Raw genomic sequence first — 17782 nt, 5'->3', positions numbered from 1 at the left:
TACAGCGTAACAGTGTTATGTTGCATTGTTATCAGGAAGGAGTGTTATACAGTTGAGTACGGATTTAATTTCAAAAAAGGATTTATCATTTTAACCGAGAAGACCCCCTTCTCTAAACGAAGTGAAGGTGGGGAATGAATTGGTTTTGTCTTTTTTAAAGAAAATGTCTCTTTTTTCATAGAACGTACGTTCGTTTCGTTGTATAATGATCTTATTAAACAAAATGAGGTGAGAACAGGTGAAGAAAGCGTATTTTTCGAAACGGATCTATAAGACGGATTTACCACATGAGATGGTAGATGCATTAACACAGACAATCGAAACATTTAATCGGGCGAAACGCTTTGCATTTCAAACAATCGTCCGGGAAAAACGGTGGAACCGTAAGATGCATACAGACAGTCTTCATCTTGTTCTCAAGCGAAACTATCAATTGAATGATTACTATGCAAACAGTGCGGCGCAAGAAGCGAAGGCATTGTTTACAGGTTTAATGGAGTTACAAAAAATATATGAGAAACAAACACAAGAGAAGGTTAAGAAACTCAAGAAAAAGTTGAAACAAGAACGGACAAAACTGACAAATCTTCGCAAAATCAAACAAAGTTGTGTGAAAGAAAAGCTGACGTTTCCGAAAAACACCCGCTTCGCGAAGCACAACAACCTCATCTCCTTATCTCGTAAAAAAGACACCTTAATTTGGCTGAATGAATATCTGTTTGAGCACCAATACTTAGATGTTCAAATCAAAAGGATTCAGGCGAAAATCGGTCTTTTAACTCACAGACAATACCGTTTAACGCAGAAACTTACATCATATAAAACGCATATTCCAAGCGCAGTATTTGGAAGAAAAAACCTGTTTCGCTCTCAATTTACAATCGATGAGTTTGTACGTAACCATGATAAATGGAAAACATTATTTTCCCGTGCTCGAAATAAACAACTTATATTATCTGGCCGTAAAGATGCCAAACATGGGAATTTTTCGTTTCAGTACGTGCCTGGGACAAAGGAATTATGGATGACGACAAGTTCTGGGAAAACACTTACGTTTCCATCTGTTACATTCCCATATGGACAAGAAATCATGGAAGAAGTAATCACAACCCAATTACAGTGTAAGAATAAGAAAAAACATGGTAAACCGATTGCATGGTCTTTGGAAGACTATGGTCTGTATTATATTGTGAAATGTTTAGTCGATGTACTGGAAAATCCACACACGAATTATAGTAAATCAGATGGTGTCATTGGTGTGGATTGCAATCTCGAACATTTTGCTTGGGCAAATGTAACGAAGGATGGGAATTACAAAGGAAGTGGTTCCCTCCGTTTTTCAATTCTAGGTAAATCCACCGGCCGAATCACAAAGATAATTGAGGCGGAAGCCATTCGCTTAGTAGATTTAGCGGAGCGATATAACAAGCCAATTGTCATCGAGAAGTTAGATACAACCCAATCGAAAACAGGGGATCGTTATGGAAATAAGCGAGTGAATCGAATGAAGAGTATGTTTGCGTATGAGAAGATGACAAGTGCAATTCTAGGTCGCGCGGATAAAAGGGGCGTGGCTGTCTTTCAAGTCAATCCCGCTTACACTTCGATTGCAGGAAAGATGAAATATATGCGAAAATTCGGTATCTCTATTCATCAATCTGCTGCTTTTACGATTGGGCGCCGGGGATTAGGATACAAAGAAAAAGTGCCGCGGGTTCTGCAGCCTTATATTCCAAAGAAAGATGCACATCACTGGAGTCATTGGCATCAACTGAATAATCGATTGGATATTCGCACGCATCATTTCTATCAGCTATACGATGTAGATCAGCCGAAAGAAGCCTTACAAATCGAAAGGTTACACTTGTTTAAAAGTGAAAAGAAAAAACTAGCAAAGCTACTTGCATGATAAAAAAGGACGCTTTGTCCCAGTCTCCTACGCTTATTACCAGAGCAGATAACAAGTCTAGGAACTGGATGCATGACATGGTATTCTACCCTCGATATAAGAAAAAGTAGCTGTACCTGTTGTGTTTTCCTTTCGTTGGAAGAGAGAATGGGTCGTCTTACATAAAGACACTACTGAACTTCTATATCGTTGTATCCTCTTTGTTGAACGAGAGGAACTGTTTTTGCTAAGGCCGAAACAGGAGAATCCTCCACCTCAAGCTCGTGTAGAGGTAGGTGGAGGTAGTTCAATCAAGGTGTATATGGGGGATCGGCAACGAATTCTGGCTTATTACTATTACCAATGATGTTAGGATCAGTAGTTACAGCACAGTTAGGTGGATTTTTAACATCAAAGCTAAGTTACCGTAATATCATGATTATTTCAGCTGTGATTATGCTTGGTGGATTGTTCTTATTAAGTACATTAACACCAGAAACGAGCCGTGTATGGTTAACCATTTATATGATTATTATCGGTTTTGGCGTAGGTTTCTCATTCTCTGTATTAAGTATGGCTGCAATTCATAATTTCGGTATGAACCAGAGGGGATCAGCAACTTCAACGAGTAACTTTATCCGCTCATTAGGAATGACACTTGGGATTACAATATTTGGTATGATTCAAAGAATAGGTTTTCAAGATCAATTAGAAGAAGCATTTAAAGGAATGGACGGCGGAATAAATAGCAACGCTCTAGGGGATTCAAGAGCAATTCTTTCAGAAGGCGCAAGATCTCAAATTCCGCCACAAATATTAGATAAAATTATTGAAGCCTTTTCAAGTTCTATCGTTCATACTTTTATGTGGGCGTTAGTTCCAGCAGGTTTAGCATTCGTGTTTATTTTCTTTATGGGGAATGAACGAATGGTATATAAGAAAGAACAAGGTAAGATAAAGGCTGAAACATCAAAAGCATAGAAGAAAAAAGCTCCTTTCTCAAATAGAAAGGAGCTTTTTTGTATGTAACTTTACAAATTAACCTTCGATCACTTCATATTCTTCGTCTGCTAATAATAAAATCTGTGTTTTTTTACCTTTGTTTTGTACTTCAATTACATCGTATGTGCCTAGGTCTCTTAATTTATTTTGAGACACATTTACCATTACTTCAATAGAATCGATTAAAATATCTTCTTCGATATATGATTCAGGCAATGCCATATCCTCAGTATCTAATACACATGCGTATAGATTTTGTAAATCTGCAGTATATGGGTTTTGTTCCTCAACATCAATGATGTTTTTTACTGCATCCATATTTTCTTCTTTTACTTGATACACTTTAATTTTAGCCATTTTTTAATCTCCTTTATAACGTAATCGTAGAGGCTACAGTTTATTATAACGTTTTTTAGTGGAAAGATGAAATTGTTTCCTTATTATCATTCTCAATTATAATATTCGCATCCAAAAGTTCGGGTAGGAGAAGTGCTATTCAGTGAAAGGAAAGGAAATCCTTGCTAATTCAAAATCAGTTCGAATTTATTACAAAAGTGTAAGGTTTTTGTAAGGAAAATAGATAAATAGATCATAAGGTTTCTGATAGTATACGAGGTGTCACATACTATTAAAACAAGAGGTTGAAAACATGAAGAAACTGTTAATAACTTTGATTGCTTTTCTCGTATTATTAGGTCTTTTAATGACTGCTTTTGTAAGCTTTGATTGGGATTTAGCTGAAATGAAGCAAAAATTGGGCAAAGATAAAATGTATGTTCATATTACGGAGAACGGAAAAGAATATCAGGTAGATAAAGATGATCCTACTTGGAAGCGTTACGAGTATAACGTAATTGCATATGATAAAGATGGAAATAAGACGAGTATTAAGTTCGATGCTAATAAAAATTTAAAGCTAAATGCTTTTTTACGTGTGTATGTATTTGATGAACCAAATAGTGAGGGATATAAAGGGATTTCAACATATGAAGAAGTCCAACAAAATGAAATTCCTAAAAAAGCACTAAAGCAGATGGATAAAAACTAATATATAAGGATTGTTCATAGATGAAAAGGCAGCATGTATAATTGTACATGCTGCCTTTTTGTTTGAAGAAGCAAATAATGGTATGAAATGAAGTTTGAATTTAAAAGTGCTTATAATTTAAACAACAAAACATTTTTATCATATTCCCGTAAACACCAATTATATTTATTTAATACAGTAGGATGAACACCCTCTTGATCAGTATTAATTTCTTTAAAACCATATTTTTTATAAAAAGCTGCCAGTTCTTCAAAAGGAATGCAATAAATATTAGGTACATTGGATTGGATTGCTTTGCTTCGTCTACTAAGAAAGAAAGGAGATCTCCTGCTAATTTATAGCCTCTGAATTTAGGAAGTATATAAATACCGCCCATTTCTAACGTACTTTGATCAATTTTAACTAAACGTCCAAGTCCAACATATTCTCCGTTGTATGTCACAATTGCCACTTTATCTTTTTTTAAATCACTTGGCACAAATCCAACTGATTTATACTGACTGTTAATCCATTCTAAATCCTCTGGTGAAGCAAATTTTATTTTCATAAAAATACACTCCTTGAAAAATTCTGATATTTCTATTGTATAGGAAACAAAATGATTTGTAATGAAATAATGGTACTTGGTTCAATTAGATATAACTCGTTTGAGAAATTGATTTGATCATGAAGTTAATTTCTCCACATTCCGCGCATAGAATATAGAATAGTTTAATAATACTTTCTCTTTCTTCATAAGTGTTTTACGTATATAATTTAAAGGTAATTGTTCTTATTTTAGTATACTTATAATAGAATAGAGGTTTAAAAATGAGTGTTAAAATCATTACGGATAGTGCTGCTGATTTACCAAAAGAATTGCTGCAAGCTTATGATATAGATTTGATTCCACTCCGTGTATATGATGAGGCAGAAACAGAGTATTTAGATGGAGTAACATTAGATTCGGTTCAATTATTACAAAAGATGAGAGAAGGCGAGGTATTTAAGACATCGCTGCCATCATTAGAAACATTCCAAGAAAAGTTCGTTACATATGCAAAGCAAAGTACACCTTGTATATATGTAGCTTTCTCTTCTGAACTTTCTGGTACATATCAATCTTCAGTAGTGATTAAAGAAGAAGTACAAGAAACATATGCAGATTTCGATTTAGAAATTATTGATACAAAATGCGCTTCACTTGGTCAAGGTCTTGTTGTATTAGAAGCTGCGAAAATGGCTAAAGAAGGTGCATCAAAAGAAGAAATTTTGAAACGAATTGCTTTTCTAACAAAACATATGGAGCATATCTTTACAGTTGCTGATTTGCAGTATCTTGTTAGAGGTGGTCGTTTAAGTAAGGTAGCTGGATTTATTGGTGGTTTATTAAATATTAAGCCGATTCTAAATGTGGAAGAAGGAAAGCTTGTACCACTTGAAAAGATTAGAGGTAGAAAGAAAGTTTTAGGCCGAATTGTCGATATAATGGAAGAGCGAGGAAAAGACCTTAAAGGTCAAACAGTTGGCATTACACATGGTGATGATTTAGAAACTGCGAATGCATTAAAAGCGTTAATTACTGAAAAATTTGGCTGTGATGTGTTTATTGTAAATACAATTGGAGCAGCAATCGGTGCGCATACAGGACCAGGTGTTTTAACATTGTTCTTCTTAAATGAAGTAGAGTAAAGGATTGATCTTTTTGATCAATCTTTTTTTTTACAATCATAGTTTTGTACGAAATAGATGAGGATAACATCGTAGGAGGAATTAATATATCAAATGCAATAAAGAATATATGTAATACAAACGATTTACAGTAGCAGACGTAACTTTTTTATTATTCACTAGCTTTTTTTCTAACAGGCAAGAAGGTAGAAAGGAAACTAGTGAGAACTAGTATGAAAGAAACTCTCTCAGTCGTATCAATCTCTAAACCGTTATTCCATTGATATATAAAGGATACTAGTATTAAAAGTATAACAAATCCTGCAACATATCTTACTGTTTTTCGCGCCTTTTTGTCATTTGTTCTCAAAATCATATTCGTCCCTCTTTCTTATTTAATTAATAATTTTTTTGATTTAAATAGCCGATAAACTGTAGTCTTTTTAGCTAGCAACTAAATATGTATAATTGCATAAAAAAATTGAAATATATAGGTTATTATTAAACTACATTTTTAATGTGGAAGGGTATTTTTGTTTAAAAGTAAAATCGTTTACGTTATTGATGAAATTGAAATTTAGGAGAATCGTATGAAAAAGAAATTATGTACACTAGCTTTTGTAACAGCAATATCTTCTATTGCAATGACAATTCCAACAGAAACATATGCTTGTGGAATTGACGAAGTAATGAAACAGGAAAACCAAGAGCACAAACGTGTGAAAAGATGGTCTGCGGAGCATCCGCACCATCCTAATGAAAGCACACATTTATGGATTGCACGAAACGCAATTCAAATTATGGGTCGTAATCAAGATAAGACGGTTCAAGCAAATGAATTACAATTTTTAAATACTCCTGAATATAAGGAGTTATTTGAAAGAGGTCTTTATGATGCCGATTACCTTGATGAATTTAACGATGGCGGTACAGGTACGATAGGCATTGATGGGCTAATTAAGGGAGGATGGAAATCTCACTTCTACGATCCTGATACGAGAAAGAACTATAAAGGAGAAGAAGAACCAACAGCTCTCTCGCAAGGAGATAAATATTTTAAATTAGCAGGTGAATACTTTAAGAAGGATGACCGAAAACAAGCTTTTTATTATTTAGGTGTTGCGACGCACTACTTCACAGATGCTACTCAGCCAATGCATGCTGCTAATTTTACAGCCGTCGACATGAGTGCTTTAAAGTTTCATAGCGCTTTTGAAAATTATGTGACGACAATTCAGACACAGTATGAAGTATCTGATGGTGAGGGCGTATATAATTTAGTGAATTCTAATGATCCAAAACAGTGGATTCATGAAACAGCGAGACTCGCAAAAGTGGAAATCGGGAACATTACCAATGACGAGATTAAATCTCACTATAATAAAGGAAACAATGCTCTTTGGCAGCAAGAAGTTATGCCAGCTGTTCAGAGAAGTTTAGAAAAAGCTCAAAGAAATACAGCGGGATTTATTCATTTATGGTTTAACACATTTGTTGGAAATACTGCTGCTGAAGATATTGAAAATACGATAGTAAAAGATTCTAAAGGAGAAGCAATACAAGATAATAAAAAATACTTCGTAGTACCAAGTGAGTTTCTAAATAGAGGTTTGACCTTTGAAGTATATGCTGCGAATGATTACGCACTATTATCTAATCATGTAGATGATAATAAAGTTCACGGTACACCTGTTCAGTTTGTATTTGATAAAGAGAATAATGGAATCCTCCATCGCGGAGAAAGTGTACTGCTGAAAATGACGCAATCCAACTATGATAATTACGTATTTCTTAATTACTCCAACATGACAAATTGGGTACATCTTACGAAACAAAAAGCAAATACTGCACAGTTTAAAGTGTATCCAAATCCGAATAATTCAGCTGAATATTACCTATATACAGATGGATACCCAGTAAATTATCAAGAAAATGGTAAAGGGAAGAGCTGGATTGTGTTAGGAAAGAAAACGGATCAACCAAAAGCATGGAAATTTATACAGGCTGAATAGGATTTCCTAGAAGAGAGAAAGAAAAATTTATATATTTTAATAATACTTCATGTATTTAGAATGAGTTTTTTGTTCATTAACTAGCATCTAATTTTAAAGGGGATTTGTGTATATGCCATTTCAAAAAATAAAACTAAGTATGGTTGCTATTTCTTCATTCTTTATTTTAGGTTCCTCGTCCTTATCATTTACAGATACTACATATGCTGAAGTAGTGTCTGCGTCTCCGAAAGCAGAGATGATTTTAACACAAGAGGTTACTGTAAAAAATTATGATGATACATATTATAATAGCGCAAAGGGAAAAGTGGGTTCAGAATTAAAAAAGGAGCTTCATAATATTATTGATAATCATACAAAGATATCATACAGTGCGGTTTGGGAAGCACTAAGAGATACTGATGAAGATCCAAATAATAAAAACAATGTTCTTCTCTTATATACAGGACGTTCGCAAGGGAAATTTACAAATGGTTCAGGGGTCGATAATTGGAACCGAGAGCATGTTTGGGCAAAATCTCACGGTGATTTTGGGACAGCTGCAGGACCAGGAACGGACCTTCACCATTTAAGAGCTACGGATGTATCTGTCAATAGTTCACGTGGGAATTTGGATTTTGATAATGGCGGTGTGAGTCATTCAGAAGCAACAGAATGTAAATACGATAGTGATTCTTGGGAACCTCGTGATAGTGTAAAAGGGGATATTGCTAGAATGTTATTTTACATGGCTGTTCGTTATGAAGGAGACAATGGCGAAGTAGATTTAGAGCTTAATGAAAAAGTGAATAACAATAAAGATCCATATATGGGGAAACTATCTGTTTTACTAAAATGGAATGAACAAGACCCTGTCGATGATTTGGAACGAAAGCGTAATGAAGTTATTTTTACAAAATATCAACATAATCGTAATCCATTTATTGATCATCCTGAATGGGCAAATGAAATTTGGAAATAAATAAGTAAAATCATACCTGGGTAAATTTTAAAGTAGAAAGGAGTGATCATAAGAATCACTCCTTTTTTGGGGTTTACTCCACAATAACCGGTCTGTAAGGGATTGGTGAGGAGAGTATCATAGAAGTTTTTACTGTACCAAATGGAATTACAACATCGATTAATTCTTCTAATTCTTTCATTGATTGCACAGCTACTTTTAAGTAATAGCTACTTTCGCCAGTGACTCGGTGGCATTCAAGTATTCTGTGTTCGTTATATATTTTTTCTTCGAATTTTTTACAGGCAATTTTTAAGTTTTCTATTCTTAAAAATGCTTGAATGTCTTTGCCGACTGCATCGAGGGAAATACGTGCTGTATATTTTTCAATTATTCCTGCATCATGTAATCGTTTGAGTCTTTCGGTAACACTTGGACGACTAAGATGTAAATGTTCAGTCATTTCTTTAATTGTCATTCTGGCATCTTCTTGTAAAAGTGAAACTATTTTTTTATCGATTTCATCCATAATGTATATTCCTTTACGAAATTGAAAATAAATAATTAAAAAACCTTCATAATATAAAGTTTAGAAAAAGTTTATGTTCATTTTTGAATATAAAATAGATTAATAACTTTCTATAATTTAAATATAAATGGAGGTGCATTAAATGTCTAATGATTTTAAAGAAACGATTTCTATTCGAAAGGGAACAGCTTTATATGTCGGAGCTGTTTTAGGATCAGGAATTCTCATTTTACCGGGTATGACAGCAAGTATAGCAGGGCCAAGTGCTATTATCTCTTGGTTTATCATGATTTTGCTTAGTATCCCGCTTGCGTTTACTTTTGCCTTTTTGTCTATCGAGCATCCAAGCGCAGGTGGAATTGCAACGTTCTCTGAAAAAGCTTTTGGAAAACACATTGGGGCTATAATAGGATGGTGTTTTTTTATTGCTGGAAGTGTTGGGCAAATTATCGTTTCTCTAACAGGTGGGATGTATATCACTAAAGTTTTTAATTTGCCTGTTGACTTTGCATATGTAATTGCCTTTCTTATATTAAGTGTAGCTATTTGTTCAAATTTCTTCGGGTTAAAAATGAGTGGAGTATTTCAAGTATGTATAGGTGTATTAACTTTTCTTATCTTACTCATAACAATTGTTTGTTCATTGCCTTATATTGAAATGGAAAACATAAATATAAACATTTCATTAAATGAAATACACCCTATTTTACATGCTACATTATTAATATTTTGGTCTTTTTTTGGATGGGAAGCAATTTCAAGTTTAGCGCCTGAATTCAAATCTCCGAGAAAAAGAAATATCATTTTTTCAACAGGTGCTGCGATTATTATTATTGGCCTTATTTATATAGGAATTGCTATTTCAGTAATTGGGACAGGAGCATATTCTATAAAGTCTGATAATAGTACCGCTCTTGTAATCGTTATAAAAAATACATTAGGTGACCAATTTGTATGGTTAGTTGGATTAGTAGCTTTCATGATTTGTTTAGGTACAACAAATGCATTTATAGCAAGTATGAGTCGGCTGGGTTATTCTCTAGGAAAAGAAGAATTTGCACCTGAATATCTGGGGTATTTGAATAACAAAAGCAATACACCAACGAATGCTTTAATGATAGTAGGTTTCATCGCAATAACAGGGCTTTTAATAAGCTTCTTTTTTCATATTCGTGTAGATCAATTAGTACTAATCCCTAATTCATTAGGAATTGTTACATATATTGTAGGTACTGCAGCGGGAATAAAGCTAATCAAGAATAGACTAGGAAAGATTTTTTCTGTAACAGCATTCACATGTTGCGTAATGGTATATCCGTTTATTGGTGATGTAATTGCCATTCCGATTGTAGTTGCATTGATGTGTTTGGTGTATATATATCAAAAAGAAAAGGTAGTAAATACATGCTAAATAAGAAGAAATAGAATAGGAAAGGAGTGAAAGTAATACTATTAAAATACCCGCACAAAAGTCGGAATATTTCAAGATGTTAAAATTTAAGTGATTCATATATAATTAGCTAATGAATGCATTATTGTAACTATCTGTAAAAACAGGAGGCTATAAAATGAATCAAATGATCAATCATCCAACGCGATGGGATTTGGAAAGGTTATATCCTGAAACAAAAGATCCTACGTTTTCTACAGAAATAGAGATAATCGAACAATTAATAGGAACATATAAAGAAAATAGCGACCCAGCAATCCTCTCAAGAATTATACAAAGAATTGAAAAGGCAGAGTATTACTTTTATTGTCTTTTTGCTGAACACGCAGATGAATTTACAGCTGCTTTACCTCATACAAAAATAAATACGTTGAAAACAGAGGTTCGTTTATTACTACAAGAATCGAATCATGAAAAAAGTAACTTCTTCGAAAATCAAAATATCAACTTTATAGAAAATGAATTAAAAGCTTGGGAAGACATGTACATACAATTACGAAATAGATTAGAAGTACATCATAATAACGAGATATTATCATTTGGAAAAGCAAACTATCTTGCGATGAATGGTGAAACTCATCATGAAAGATTAGCGGTATTTTCTTCTCTTACAGAGGCATTGGAAAAGGAGAAAACAGTATTTGCTAGCGTACTTAATCAAATAGGTAGATTGCGTACCCTAAAAAGTAACCTGTTACAAGAAAAGGAGGTATTGTCACAATCGCTTCAAGCAAACAGTATTTCTAAAAATGCATTATTGGAAATGTGGAATGCTATTGAAGGGAATCTTGAAAAGTTATCGAGTGTTATAGCGTTTCATAAAAGAAGTAAGGAGACGTTTACTTGGCATGATTTGATGACATTGGAAGAAAATAATCAGGTTCAAATTCCGTTTTCAATAGCAGTAGAAAATATATATGAGGCCTTAAAGGATATCGATGAAGAACTAGCTCAATTTGCACAGCACGCTATTATGAATGGTTGGGTTGATGCTGAGCCAAGAGATAATAAGCCACCTAGTGGATTTTGCGCTCCTTTTTTAAGTGAAGGAGAATCTCGAATTTCATTACGGTATGATGAAACAATTGATAGTGTAAGAATATTAGCTCATGAATTAGGGCATGCATGGCATTTTTATGTAATGAGCAATGAGCAGTCTACTGCTTTTTTAGATGACTACCTTCCAATGTGTATGGCAGAATCAGCATCTATTTTCTTTGAGATGGTACTTGTAGATTACTTAGTTAAAATAGCAGAAAGTGAAGAACTGAGAAAATCATTGCTTAGCTGGAAAATCAGAAATAGCTTTAATTATGTAATGGCCATTCGAGCTTCATTTCAATTTGAGCAAACATTTTATGAAGAAAGTCAAAAGGGACCTTTAAGTGCGGATGAATTAGAGAGATTATCTATACTTTCACAAAAAGCAGCTTATGGAAATTCTTTAACAGAATATCAACCTTTTGTTTGGATGAAATATGGTCAATTTTATACGGCGAGTGTTCCTTTTTACAATTATCCATATACATTTGGTTATCTACTAAGTTTAGGATTATTAGAAATTGCAAAACAAGATGGTAGTGAGTTTCATTCTAAATACAAAAAATTCTTGTGTGAGACTGGAGAACGCCCAGTCGAAGAGTTGGTGAAACAATACTTTCACATCGACCTTGCTGATAATGAGTTTTGGGAGAAAGCATTACTTCAAATAAATAAGGATATTGATGAGTATTTACAGTTTGTACAAGAGGAAGTTTAAGTCATTTATTATAAGAGAACACATAGGGGAAGTGTATGTAAGAAATGGAACAACAGTACATAAAAGGCATACCATTTTGTAGCTTAGAGTATAAGAGAGTAATAGATTTATTAAAAAATTGGTTATCTGAAAAGGAAAATAAACCAAAGTTTATTGTTACGGCAAATCCCGAAATTGTAATGTCTGCTAAAGAAACTTCAGCTGAATCTGTACGTTTTAAAAAGATTTTGTTATCAGCGGACTTAATAACAGCGGATGGAATAGGAGTTATACTTGGTTCTAAAATTTTAAAAGGAAATTTAAAAGAGCGCGTTACAGGTGCAGATTTAACTCATGACTTAATAGAGTATTGTAATCAAGAGGGATACCGGGTGTTTCTTTTTGGTGCTGCACCAGAAAGTAATGAGAAAGCATTAGAAAATTTGAAAATACGTTTTCCACATGCGGTTTTCGAAGGACAGCATGGATTTGTGAAAAATGAGCAGATAGAAGAAGTCAAAGTTCGAATTCAACAATTCGAGCCACACTTGCTATTGGTAGGATTAGGATCTCCTAGGCAAGAGGTATTCATCTATGAAAATCTTCAAGAATTAAACGTACCTTTATCTATTGGTATTGGAGGTATGATTGATATTTTATCCGGAACGGTAAAACGAGCTCCGAAACTAATGAGGGATACTGGCACAGAATGGTTATATAGGTTAGTAACACAGCCTAAAAGAATAAAACGACAGTTAATACTTCCAAAATTTTTAGTATCGGTTATGGCTGAGAGAGTCAGAAAAAGCGTTCATTAATTTTTTATAATAGAAACTTTATATATAATCGAGAAGAGGTAGACGACCAATGAAAAAATCGGTATTATTGGAGCCATGCAAATTGAAATAGACTTACTTTTAGAAAAATTAGATATTTATGAGGAATATACAATTGCAAGAATGCCTTTTTATAAAGGAATATTTATGGATAAAGAGATTATTGTCACTCTCTGTGGTATTGGGAAGGTCAATGCCACTTCGTGTGCACAAATTTTAATAGACAAATTTGAAGTGGATTGCATGATTAATACAGGTATTGCGGGAGGGTTACATCCTGATGTTAAAGTTGGTGATCTAGTTATTTCTACGAACGTTACACATCATGATGTAAATAAAAATCAAATGAAGAATCTGTTTCCATTCCAAGAAACATTTATTGCAAATCAGGAATTAAGAGAACTTGCACGAAAAGCATGTAATACCAGTGGTTTAGACATAAATGTTCATGAAGGAAGAATTGTAAGTGGGGAATGCTTTGTTGAAGATGCAAAGCTAAAAGAGAAATTGCTGGATGAATATGCGCCTCATTGCACTGAAATGGAAGGATCAGCAATTGGGCATGTTGCCTTTATCAACGATATACCGTTTCTTATAATTAGAAGTATTTCTGACAGTGCGGATGATGATGCAACTAGTTCTTATGAAAACTTTGCAAAAATTACAGCCGATCAATCTTCAAGAGTTATAATGGAAATGATTAAGAATATATCAAGTAACACAGTTGTATGATTTATATGTAAAGAAGGGCCTCTTTAATAAAAGAGGCCTTGTTAAGTTAAAAGAAATTTTTAACAGAGAGGTGATTATAATAAAGATTGTAGAAATTAAAAAGATTATAGACCTTTCACAACTTGATATCACTCATCTTATAAAAGAAAGTAAAGAAGAGGGATTTCATTTTCTTCTGAAATTAGTAAATGAATACAAAAGCAAAACGAACACCTTTAGTAAGGTAGGGGAAGGCTTATATGGTATTTTCCAAGGAGATACTCTAATTGGAATTGGTGGCTTAAATAAAGATCCGTATACGAGAAATGAAACAATTGGACGGTTACGAAGGTTTTATATGTCGAAAGCATATCGAAGGAAAGGGATGGGGAATTTATTATTGAAGAGGATACTAGCTGATGCAAGAGAACATTTTCAAATTGTTGTTCTATATACAGACACAGAACGAGCGAGTCAATTTTATACTTCAAATGGATTTCTGAAAAGTGAAGAACATAAAGGATCAACCCATTATGTGAAATTATAAAAAAAGATTCCGTAGACGATGCTTTATGGAATCTTTCTTTTTTATAAGTAATTATGATTTCACCTTTAAATGCCTCAATAAATGTTCAGGATGACCTTGCACATAATAAAAATGTGGATTGTTTTCGTCATCAAAAATCATGATATAGGGTTTTTCGTTAAGTGGAAGGAGTACAAGAACTTCATCTATTGTTGTATGTATCCATTGATTTGTAATGACTACAGGTTTAGACAACGGGATTTTTATCATATGGCCAGTTTTAGGGACAACGTTTAGATTTTTAAATGCTCCGGTAATTGATTTTGCATATTGTATTGCTTCTTTTTGAATTTCTATGTCTAGAGACTGTTTTTGTATAACCATTTCCTTTTGACAATCAAACACTTCAATTTGTTTATTTGTTTCTGCGAAAACATTTGCTGATAATAAAAACGAAAACAGAAAAACAAATCCTATTTTTTTAAACATGGAACAACACCTCATATTTACTATACCCTCAAACCCTATAAATATTTTTTGTCACATTCATGTAACAAAAAAGTTGTATTATAACAAAGTAAAATAAGAAATTGATTTTACTTTGTTATGAAAATGATTACAATTTATAAGGCGCATATAGATCGTTAATGGAGGAAGGTACGAGTGAGAGTATTAATCGCAGATGATGAGCAGGATATGCTTAAAATTTTAAAAGCTTATTTTGAAAAGGAAGGCTTCCAAGTTCTTATAGCAAAGGATGGAGAAGAAGCACTTGAAATATTTTATGAAGTAAAAATTGATTTAGCAATTTTAGACTGGATGATGCCAAAAAGGAATGGGATCACTGTATGCCAGGAAATAAAAAAGAACTCGAGTGTGAAAGTATTGATGCTTACTGCTAAAAGTGAAAATGAAGATGAACTTGCGGCCTTACAAAGCGGGGCGGATGAATATGTGAAAAAGCCATTTCATCCAGGGATTTTACTTACAAGAGCTAAAAAACTACTGAATCAAGATGAAGTCATACAAGTTCAAAATCTAAAAATAGATTTGATAAAGAATAAAGTATATAAAAGTGATAAAGAATTAGAAATTACAAAAACAGAGTTAGAATTAATTAAATGTTTTTTAAATCATAAAGGTACAATATTAACACGTGAAAAGTTACTAGATATCGTATGGGGATTTGATTATTTTGGAGATGAGCGAACAGTGGATACACATGTTAGACGATTGCGGAAAAAAATAGGTGAGGATATTATAAAAACGCATCGTGGTTTAGGTTACAGTCTGGAGGATGAACGTGAATAAGCTTGGTAAAAAGCTCTTTGTCAGTATATCGTTAACAATCATTCTTATATTTACTATTTCATTATTGTTGATGAACTATTTTTTACCGAAATATAATATATATAAAACGCGGGAAAAGTTAAATACAATTACAAATCAAATTCAGTCTTTGCCTGTTGAACAATTAACAGATACTATAAGTCAAATCGAGAATGAGAATGACGTAACAATTGTTTACACGCCAATAAAAAATACAGAAGATGAAATTAATGAATCGTTACGCTCTGGGCTTATAAAAAAGAGAGTGACATTGAATAAACTTTGGATTACAAAAGAAGAAGTAATGAAAGTAAAGAGTTCGGGACAAGCAAATAAATTATATGATCAAGAGAAGTTAAAAGCGAGCTTTTTTGCGAAATTTATTTCGAAAAATGAAATGTTAATCTTAGTAGGAGTATCTATTGCGCACTCAAATGAACTAATCGAGACACTTAATACATTTAATATATATATTTTTGGCTTTTCAATCTTTCTTGTCATTGTACTTGTTTGGATATTATCAAAAACGATTACAACACCGCTAAAAGAATTAAGCGATGTTGCAGAGGATATTTCTCATCTTGATTTTAAGAGAACAAATGTAAAAACGAATGATGAAATTGGTGATTTAGCCAATAGTATTAATATTATGAGTGATAAATTATATGAAGCTCATCAAGATTTAACGAATAGAAATGAACATTTAAAACGGTTTATGGGGGACATTACTCATGAATTAAAGACCCCCATCGCTTTAGTCAAAGCATATTCTATGGGGATTAAAGACGGTCTCGATGATGGGACATATTTAGATACAATTATTAAACAAACTGATCAAATTTCAAATTTAATAGAAGAGTTATTACGTTTTTCGAAATTAGAAAGAGACTTGTTACAAAAAGAAGAAGTGCAGATAGAACCCCTTATTAAAAGTATAATTGATAAACATGAAATTGAGTTCCACGCAAAAGGTATACATTTACAAATAGATTGTCGTGCGAGAGATGCTAGTGTTTATGTAGATTTGGATAAAATGAAAATGGTATGTAATAATTTAATTTCAAATGCAATCAAATATACAACAAATCAAAATATCAAGATTGTATTGGAAGAGAGAAAAGATTATGTATATTTTAGTATCCAAAATGGAATTGCTCCTGAAGTAAGTACAGATATCGAAAAAATTTGGGAACCATTTTATGTATTAGAAGCTTCACGTAATAAAGAAATATCAGGAACTGGATTAGGATTAGCCATTGTAAAGAGTATTTTAGAACGACATGGTTTTGAGTATGGTGTCTCCATTATAAAAGAGGAAATACAATTTTATATGTATATGGAAAAGAGTTTACGAAAGTTAAACATACGATAATTTGAAGAGGATACCATGTCCAATATAAATTAATTTAGAAAACAACCTATATTAAACAAGTCATTATCCTGACCAATAAACAATACTATAAAGAGAAAAATATAATGGGGGTGGAGTCATGGGAGTTGTTAACGCTACAGATGCAGATATTGCACTTTTAGCAAGATTACTCAGAGCAGAAGCCGAAGGAGAAGGAACTCAGGGTATGTTACTCGTCGGAAATGTAGGAATTAACCGACTAAGAGCAAATTGTTCTGACTTTAAGAACCTTCGTACCATTAGACAAATGATTTTCCAAGAACATGCATTTGAAGCTGTTACGCATGGATATTTCTATCAAAGAGCAAGAGAAAGTGAAAAACGTTTAGCTCGTCGAGTTATCAATGGAGAGAGGTACTGGCCTGGGAAATTTAGTTTGTGGTATTTTAGGCCACCAGGCGATTGTCCTCAACAATGGTATAATCAGCCCTTTGTAGGACGTTATAAAAAGCACTGTTTTTTTCAACCAACAGCCGCAACCTGTGAACAAGTTTATAACACATTTTAAACACTGATAAAAAAAGTCTGTAATTACAGAAAAACCAATCTAAAAATGAACTGTACCTTATAAAGTGGACAGTTTAATAAAAAGACCTTTAGAAATTAAGCACTTAAAAGATGGTTCCGGTATTGTACGAGGCCACTGAAAAAGTCCTTATAGTTAAAAAAGTGAAAGCTTCCTCGATGAAATCGAGGAAGCTTTCACTTTTTT

17 protein-coding genes and 2 pseudogenes are annotated in these 17782 nt (G+C 33.2%); 14 read left to right on the top strand and 5 right to left on the bottom strand.

The window, feature by feature from the left end:
• The first annotated feature begins 238 nt into the window (after positions 1-238).
• Both JDS96_RS16855 and JDS96_RS16850 read left to right on the top strand, forming a co-directional pair.
• Entirely contained in the window at positions 239-1909 is a 1671-nt protein-coding gene (locus JDS96_RS16855) for an IS200/IS605 family accessory protein TnpB-related protein (RefSeq protein WP_199667519.1), read from the top strand.
• Positions 1910-2194: 285 nt separating this feature from the next.
• Positions 2195-2869: pseudogene (locus JDS96_RS16850) on the top strand (MFS transporter); the annotation flags it as partial.
• Positions 2870-2926: 57 nt separating this feature from the next.
• Here JDS96_RS16850 and JDS96_RS16845 read toward each other — a convergent pair.
• Positions 2927-3247, bottom strand: coding sequence for a hypothetical protein (locus JDS96_RS16845; protein WP_199667517.1), 321 nt, complete (start codon positions 3245-3247; stop codon positions 2927-2929).
• 292 nt (positions 3248-3539) lie between these two features.
• Between JDS96_RS16845 and JDS96_RS16840 the strand changes: the two genes are divergently transcribed.
• The gene (locus tag JDS96_RS16840) at positions 3540-3938 is read left to right on the top strand and encodes a YxeA family protein (RefSeq protein ID WP_018765696.1); all 399 of its coding nucleotides are present in this window, start codon (positions 3540-3542) and stop codon (positions 3936-3938) included.
• A gap of 110 nt (positions 3939-4048) precedes the next feature.
• Here the strand turns inward: JDS96_RS16840 and JDS96_RS16835 are convergent.
• A pseudogene (locus JDS96_RS16835) lies at positions 4049-4485 on the bottom strand (GNAT family N-acetyltransferase).
• Between the two features lie 263 nt (positions 4486-4748).
• Between JDS96_RS16835 and JDS96_RS16830 the strand changes: the two are divergent.
• Positions 4749-5609 carry a DegV family protein gene (locus JDS96_RS16830; RefSeq protein WP_006095090.1) on the top strand — a complete coding sequence of 287 codons (861 nt, stop codon included), beginning with the start codon at positions 4749-4751 and terminating at the stop codon, positions 5607-5609.
• Between the two features lie 151 nt (positions 5610-5760).
• Here JDS96_RS16830 and JDS96_RS32155 read toward each other — a convergent pair whose 3' ends face one another.
• A complete protein-coding gene (locus JDS96_RS32155; RefSeq protein ID WP_018765695.1) occupies positions 5761-5964 on the bottom strand; it encodes a hypothetical protein in 204 nt (67 codons plus the stop codon).
• A 214-nt stretch (positions 5965-6178) separates the two neighbouring features.
• Between JDS96_RS32155 and JDS96_RS16825 the strand changes: the two genes are divergently transcribed.
• Positions 6179-7600: a zinc dependent phospholipase C family protein gene (locus JDS96_RS16825; RefSeq protein WP_199667515.1), complete on the top strand. Its 1422-nt coding sequence runs from the start codon at positions 6179-6181 to the stop codon at positions 7598-7600.
• Positions 7601-7712: 112 nt separating this feature from the next.
• A complete protein-coding gene (locus JDS96_RS16820; RefSeq protein WP_199667513.1) occupies positions 7713-8561 on the top strand; it encodes an endonuclease I family protein in 849 nt (282 codons plus the stop codon).
• A 73-nt stretch (positions 8562-8634) separates the two neighbouring features.
• Here the strand turns inward: JDS96_RS16820 and JDS96_RS16815 are convergent, their stop codons facing one another.
• The gene (locus tag JDS96_RS16815) at positions 8635-9069 is read right to left on the bottom strand and encodes an Lrp/AsnC family transcriptional regulator (protein ID WP_003198010.1); all 435 of its coding nucleotides are present in this window, start codon (positions 9067-9069) and stop codon (positions 8635-8637) included.
• Between the two features lie 142 nt (positions 9070-9211).
• Between JDS96_RS16815 and JDS96_RS16810 the strand changes: the two genes are divergently transcribed.
• The 5 genes from JDS96_RS16810 to JDS96_RS16790 all read left to right on the top strand — a co-directional run bounded on the left by JDS96_RS16810 (position 9212) and on the right by JDS96_RS16790 (position 14351).
• Positions 9212-10480, top strand: a complete 1269-nt coding sequence (locus JDS96_RS16810) for an APC family permease (protein WP_199667511.1) — start codon at positions 9212-9214, stop codon at positions 10478-10480.
• A gap of 157 nt (positions 10481-10637) precedes the next feature.
• Positions 10638-12278, top strand: coding sequence for a M3 family metallopeptidase (locus tag JDS96_RS16805; RefSeq protein WP_199667509.1), 1641 nt, complete (start codon positions 10638-10640; stop codon positions 12276-12278).
• Positions 12279-12322: 44 nt separating this feature from the next.
• A complete protein-coding gene (locus tag JDS96_RS16800) occupies positions 12323-13075 on the top strand; it encodes a WecB/TagA/CpsF family glycosyltransferase (RefSeq protein ID WP_199667507.1) in 753 nt (250 codons plus the stop codon).
• 57 nt (positions 13076-13132) lie between these two features.
• Positions 13133-13825, top strand: a complete 693-nt coding sequence (locus JDS96_RS16795) for a 5'-methylthioadenosine/adenosylhomocysteine nucleosidase (RefSeq protein WP_307838193.1) — start codon at positions 13133-13135, stop codon at positions 13823-13825.
• A 76-nt stretch (positions 13826-13901) separates the two neighbouring features.
• Positions 13902-14351: a GNAT family N-acetyltransferase gene (locus JDS96_RS16790; RefSeq protein WP_371399252.1), complete on the top strand. Its 450-nt coding sequence runs from the start codon at positions 13902-13904 to the stop codon at positions 14349-14351.
• Between the two features lie 51 nt (positions 14352-14402).
• Here the strand turns inward: JDS96_RS16790 and JDS96_RS16785 are convergent, their stop codons facing one another.
• Entirely contained in the window at positions 14403-14819 is a 417-nt protein-coding gene (locus JDS96_RS16785) for a hypothetical protein (protein ID WP_199667504.1), read from the bottom strand.
• Positions 14820-14993: 174 nt separating this feature from the next.
• Here JDS96_RS16785 and JDS96_RS16780 point away from each other — a divergent pair, with 174 nt between their 5' ends.
• From JDS96_RS16780 to JDS96_RS16770, 3 genes are all read left to right on the top strand, one after another.
• The gene (locus JDS96_RS16780; protein ID WP_199667502.1) at positions 14994-15641 is read left to right on the top strand and encodes a response regulator transcription factor; all 648 of its coding nucleotides are present in this window, start codon (positions 14994-14996) and stop codon (positions 15639-15641) included.
• Positions 15634-17031, top strand: coding sequence for a sensor histidine kinase (locus JDS96_RS16775; RefSeq protein WP_199667500.1), 1398 nt, complete (start codon positions 15634-15636; stop codon positions 17029-17031). The genes JDS96_RS16780 and JDS96_RS16775 overlap by 8 nt, the downstream gene beginning before the upstream one ends.
• 118 nt (positions 17032-17149) lie before the next feature.
• Entirely contained in the window at positions 17150-17578 is a 429-nt protein-coding gene (locus JDS96_RS16770) for a cell wall hydrolase (RefSeq protein ID WP_003198028.1), read from the top strand.
• The last annotated feature ends 204 nt before the right edge of the window (positions 17579-17782 follow it).

The organism is Bacillus cereus group sp. N21, assembly GCF_016483395.1.
In the GTDB taxonomy this organism is placed as follows: domain Bacteria; phylum Bacillota; class Bacilli; order Bacillales; family Bacillaceae_G; genus Bacillus_A; species Bacillus_A pseudomycoides.
The sequence above is the reverse complement of the archived record's forward strand: the minus strand, read 5'-3'. Positions and strand labels throughout refer to the sequence as shown.

Coding starts and splice junctions, on each gene's coding strand:
- JDS96_RS16845 (WP_199667517.1), bottom strand. CDS start 3,247: ATGGCTAAAATTAAAGTGTATCAAGTAAAAGAAGAAAATATGGATGCA.
- JDS96_RS16770 (WP_003198028.1), top strand. CDS start 17,150: ATGGGAGTTGTTAACGCTACAGATGCAGATATTGCACTTTTAGCAAGA.
- JDS96_RS16805 (WP_199667509.1), top strand. CDS start 10,638: ATGAATCAAATGATCAATCATCCAACGCGATGGGATTTGGAAAGGTTA.
- JDS96_RS16800 (WP_199667507.1), top strand. CDS start 12,323: ATGGAACAACAGTACATAAAAGGCATACCATTTTGTAGCTTAGAGTAT.
- JDS96_RS16830 (WP_006095090.1), top strand. CDS start 4,749: ATGAGTGTTAAAATCATTACGGATAGTGCTGCTGATTTACCAAAAGAA.
- JDS96_RS16825 (WP_199667515.1), top strand. CDS start 6,179: ATGAAAAAGAAATTATGTACACTAGCTTTTGTAACAGCAATATCTTCT.
- JDS96_RS16785 (WP_199667504.1), bottom strand. CDS start 14,819: ATGTTTAAAAAAATAGGATTTGTTTTTCTGTTTTCGTTTTTATTATCA.
- JDS96_RS16820 (WP_199667513.1), top strand. CDS start 7,713: ATGCCATTTCAAAAAATAAAACTAAGTATGGTTGCTATTTCTTCATTC.
- JDS96_RS16810 (WP_199667511.1), top strand. CDS start 9,212: ATGTCTAATGATTTTAAAGAAACGATTTCTATTCGAAAGGGAACAGCT.
- JDS96_RS16815 (WP_003198010.1), bottom strand. CDS start 9,069: ATGGATGAAATCGATAAAAAAATAGTTTCACTTTTACAAGAAGATGCC.
- JDS96_RS16840 (WP_018765696.1), top strand. CDS start 3,540: ATGAAGAAACTGTTAATAACTTTGATTGCTTTTCTCGTATTATTAGGT.
- JDS96_RS32155 (WP_018765695.1), bottom strand. CDS start 5,964: ATGATTTTGAGAACAAATGACAAAAAGGCGCGAAAAACAGTAAGATAT.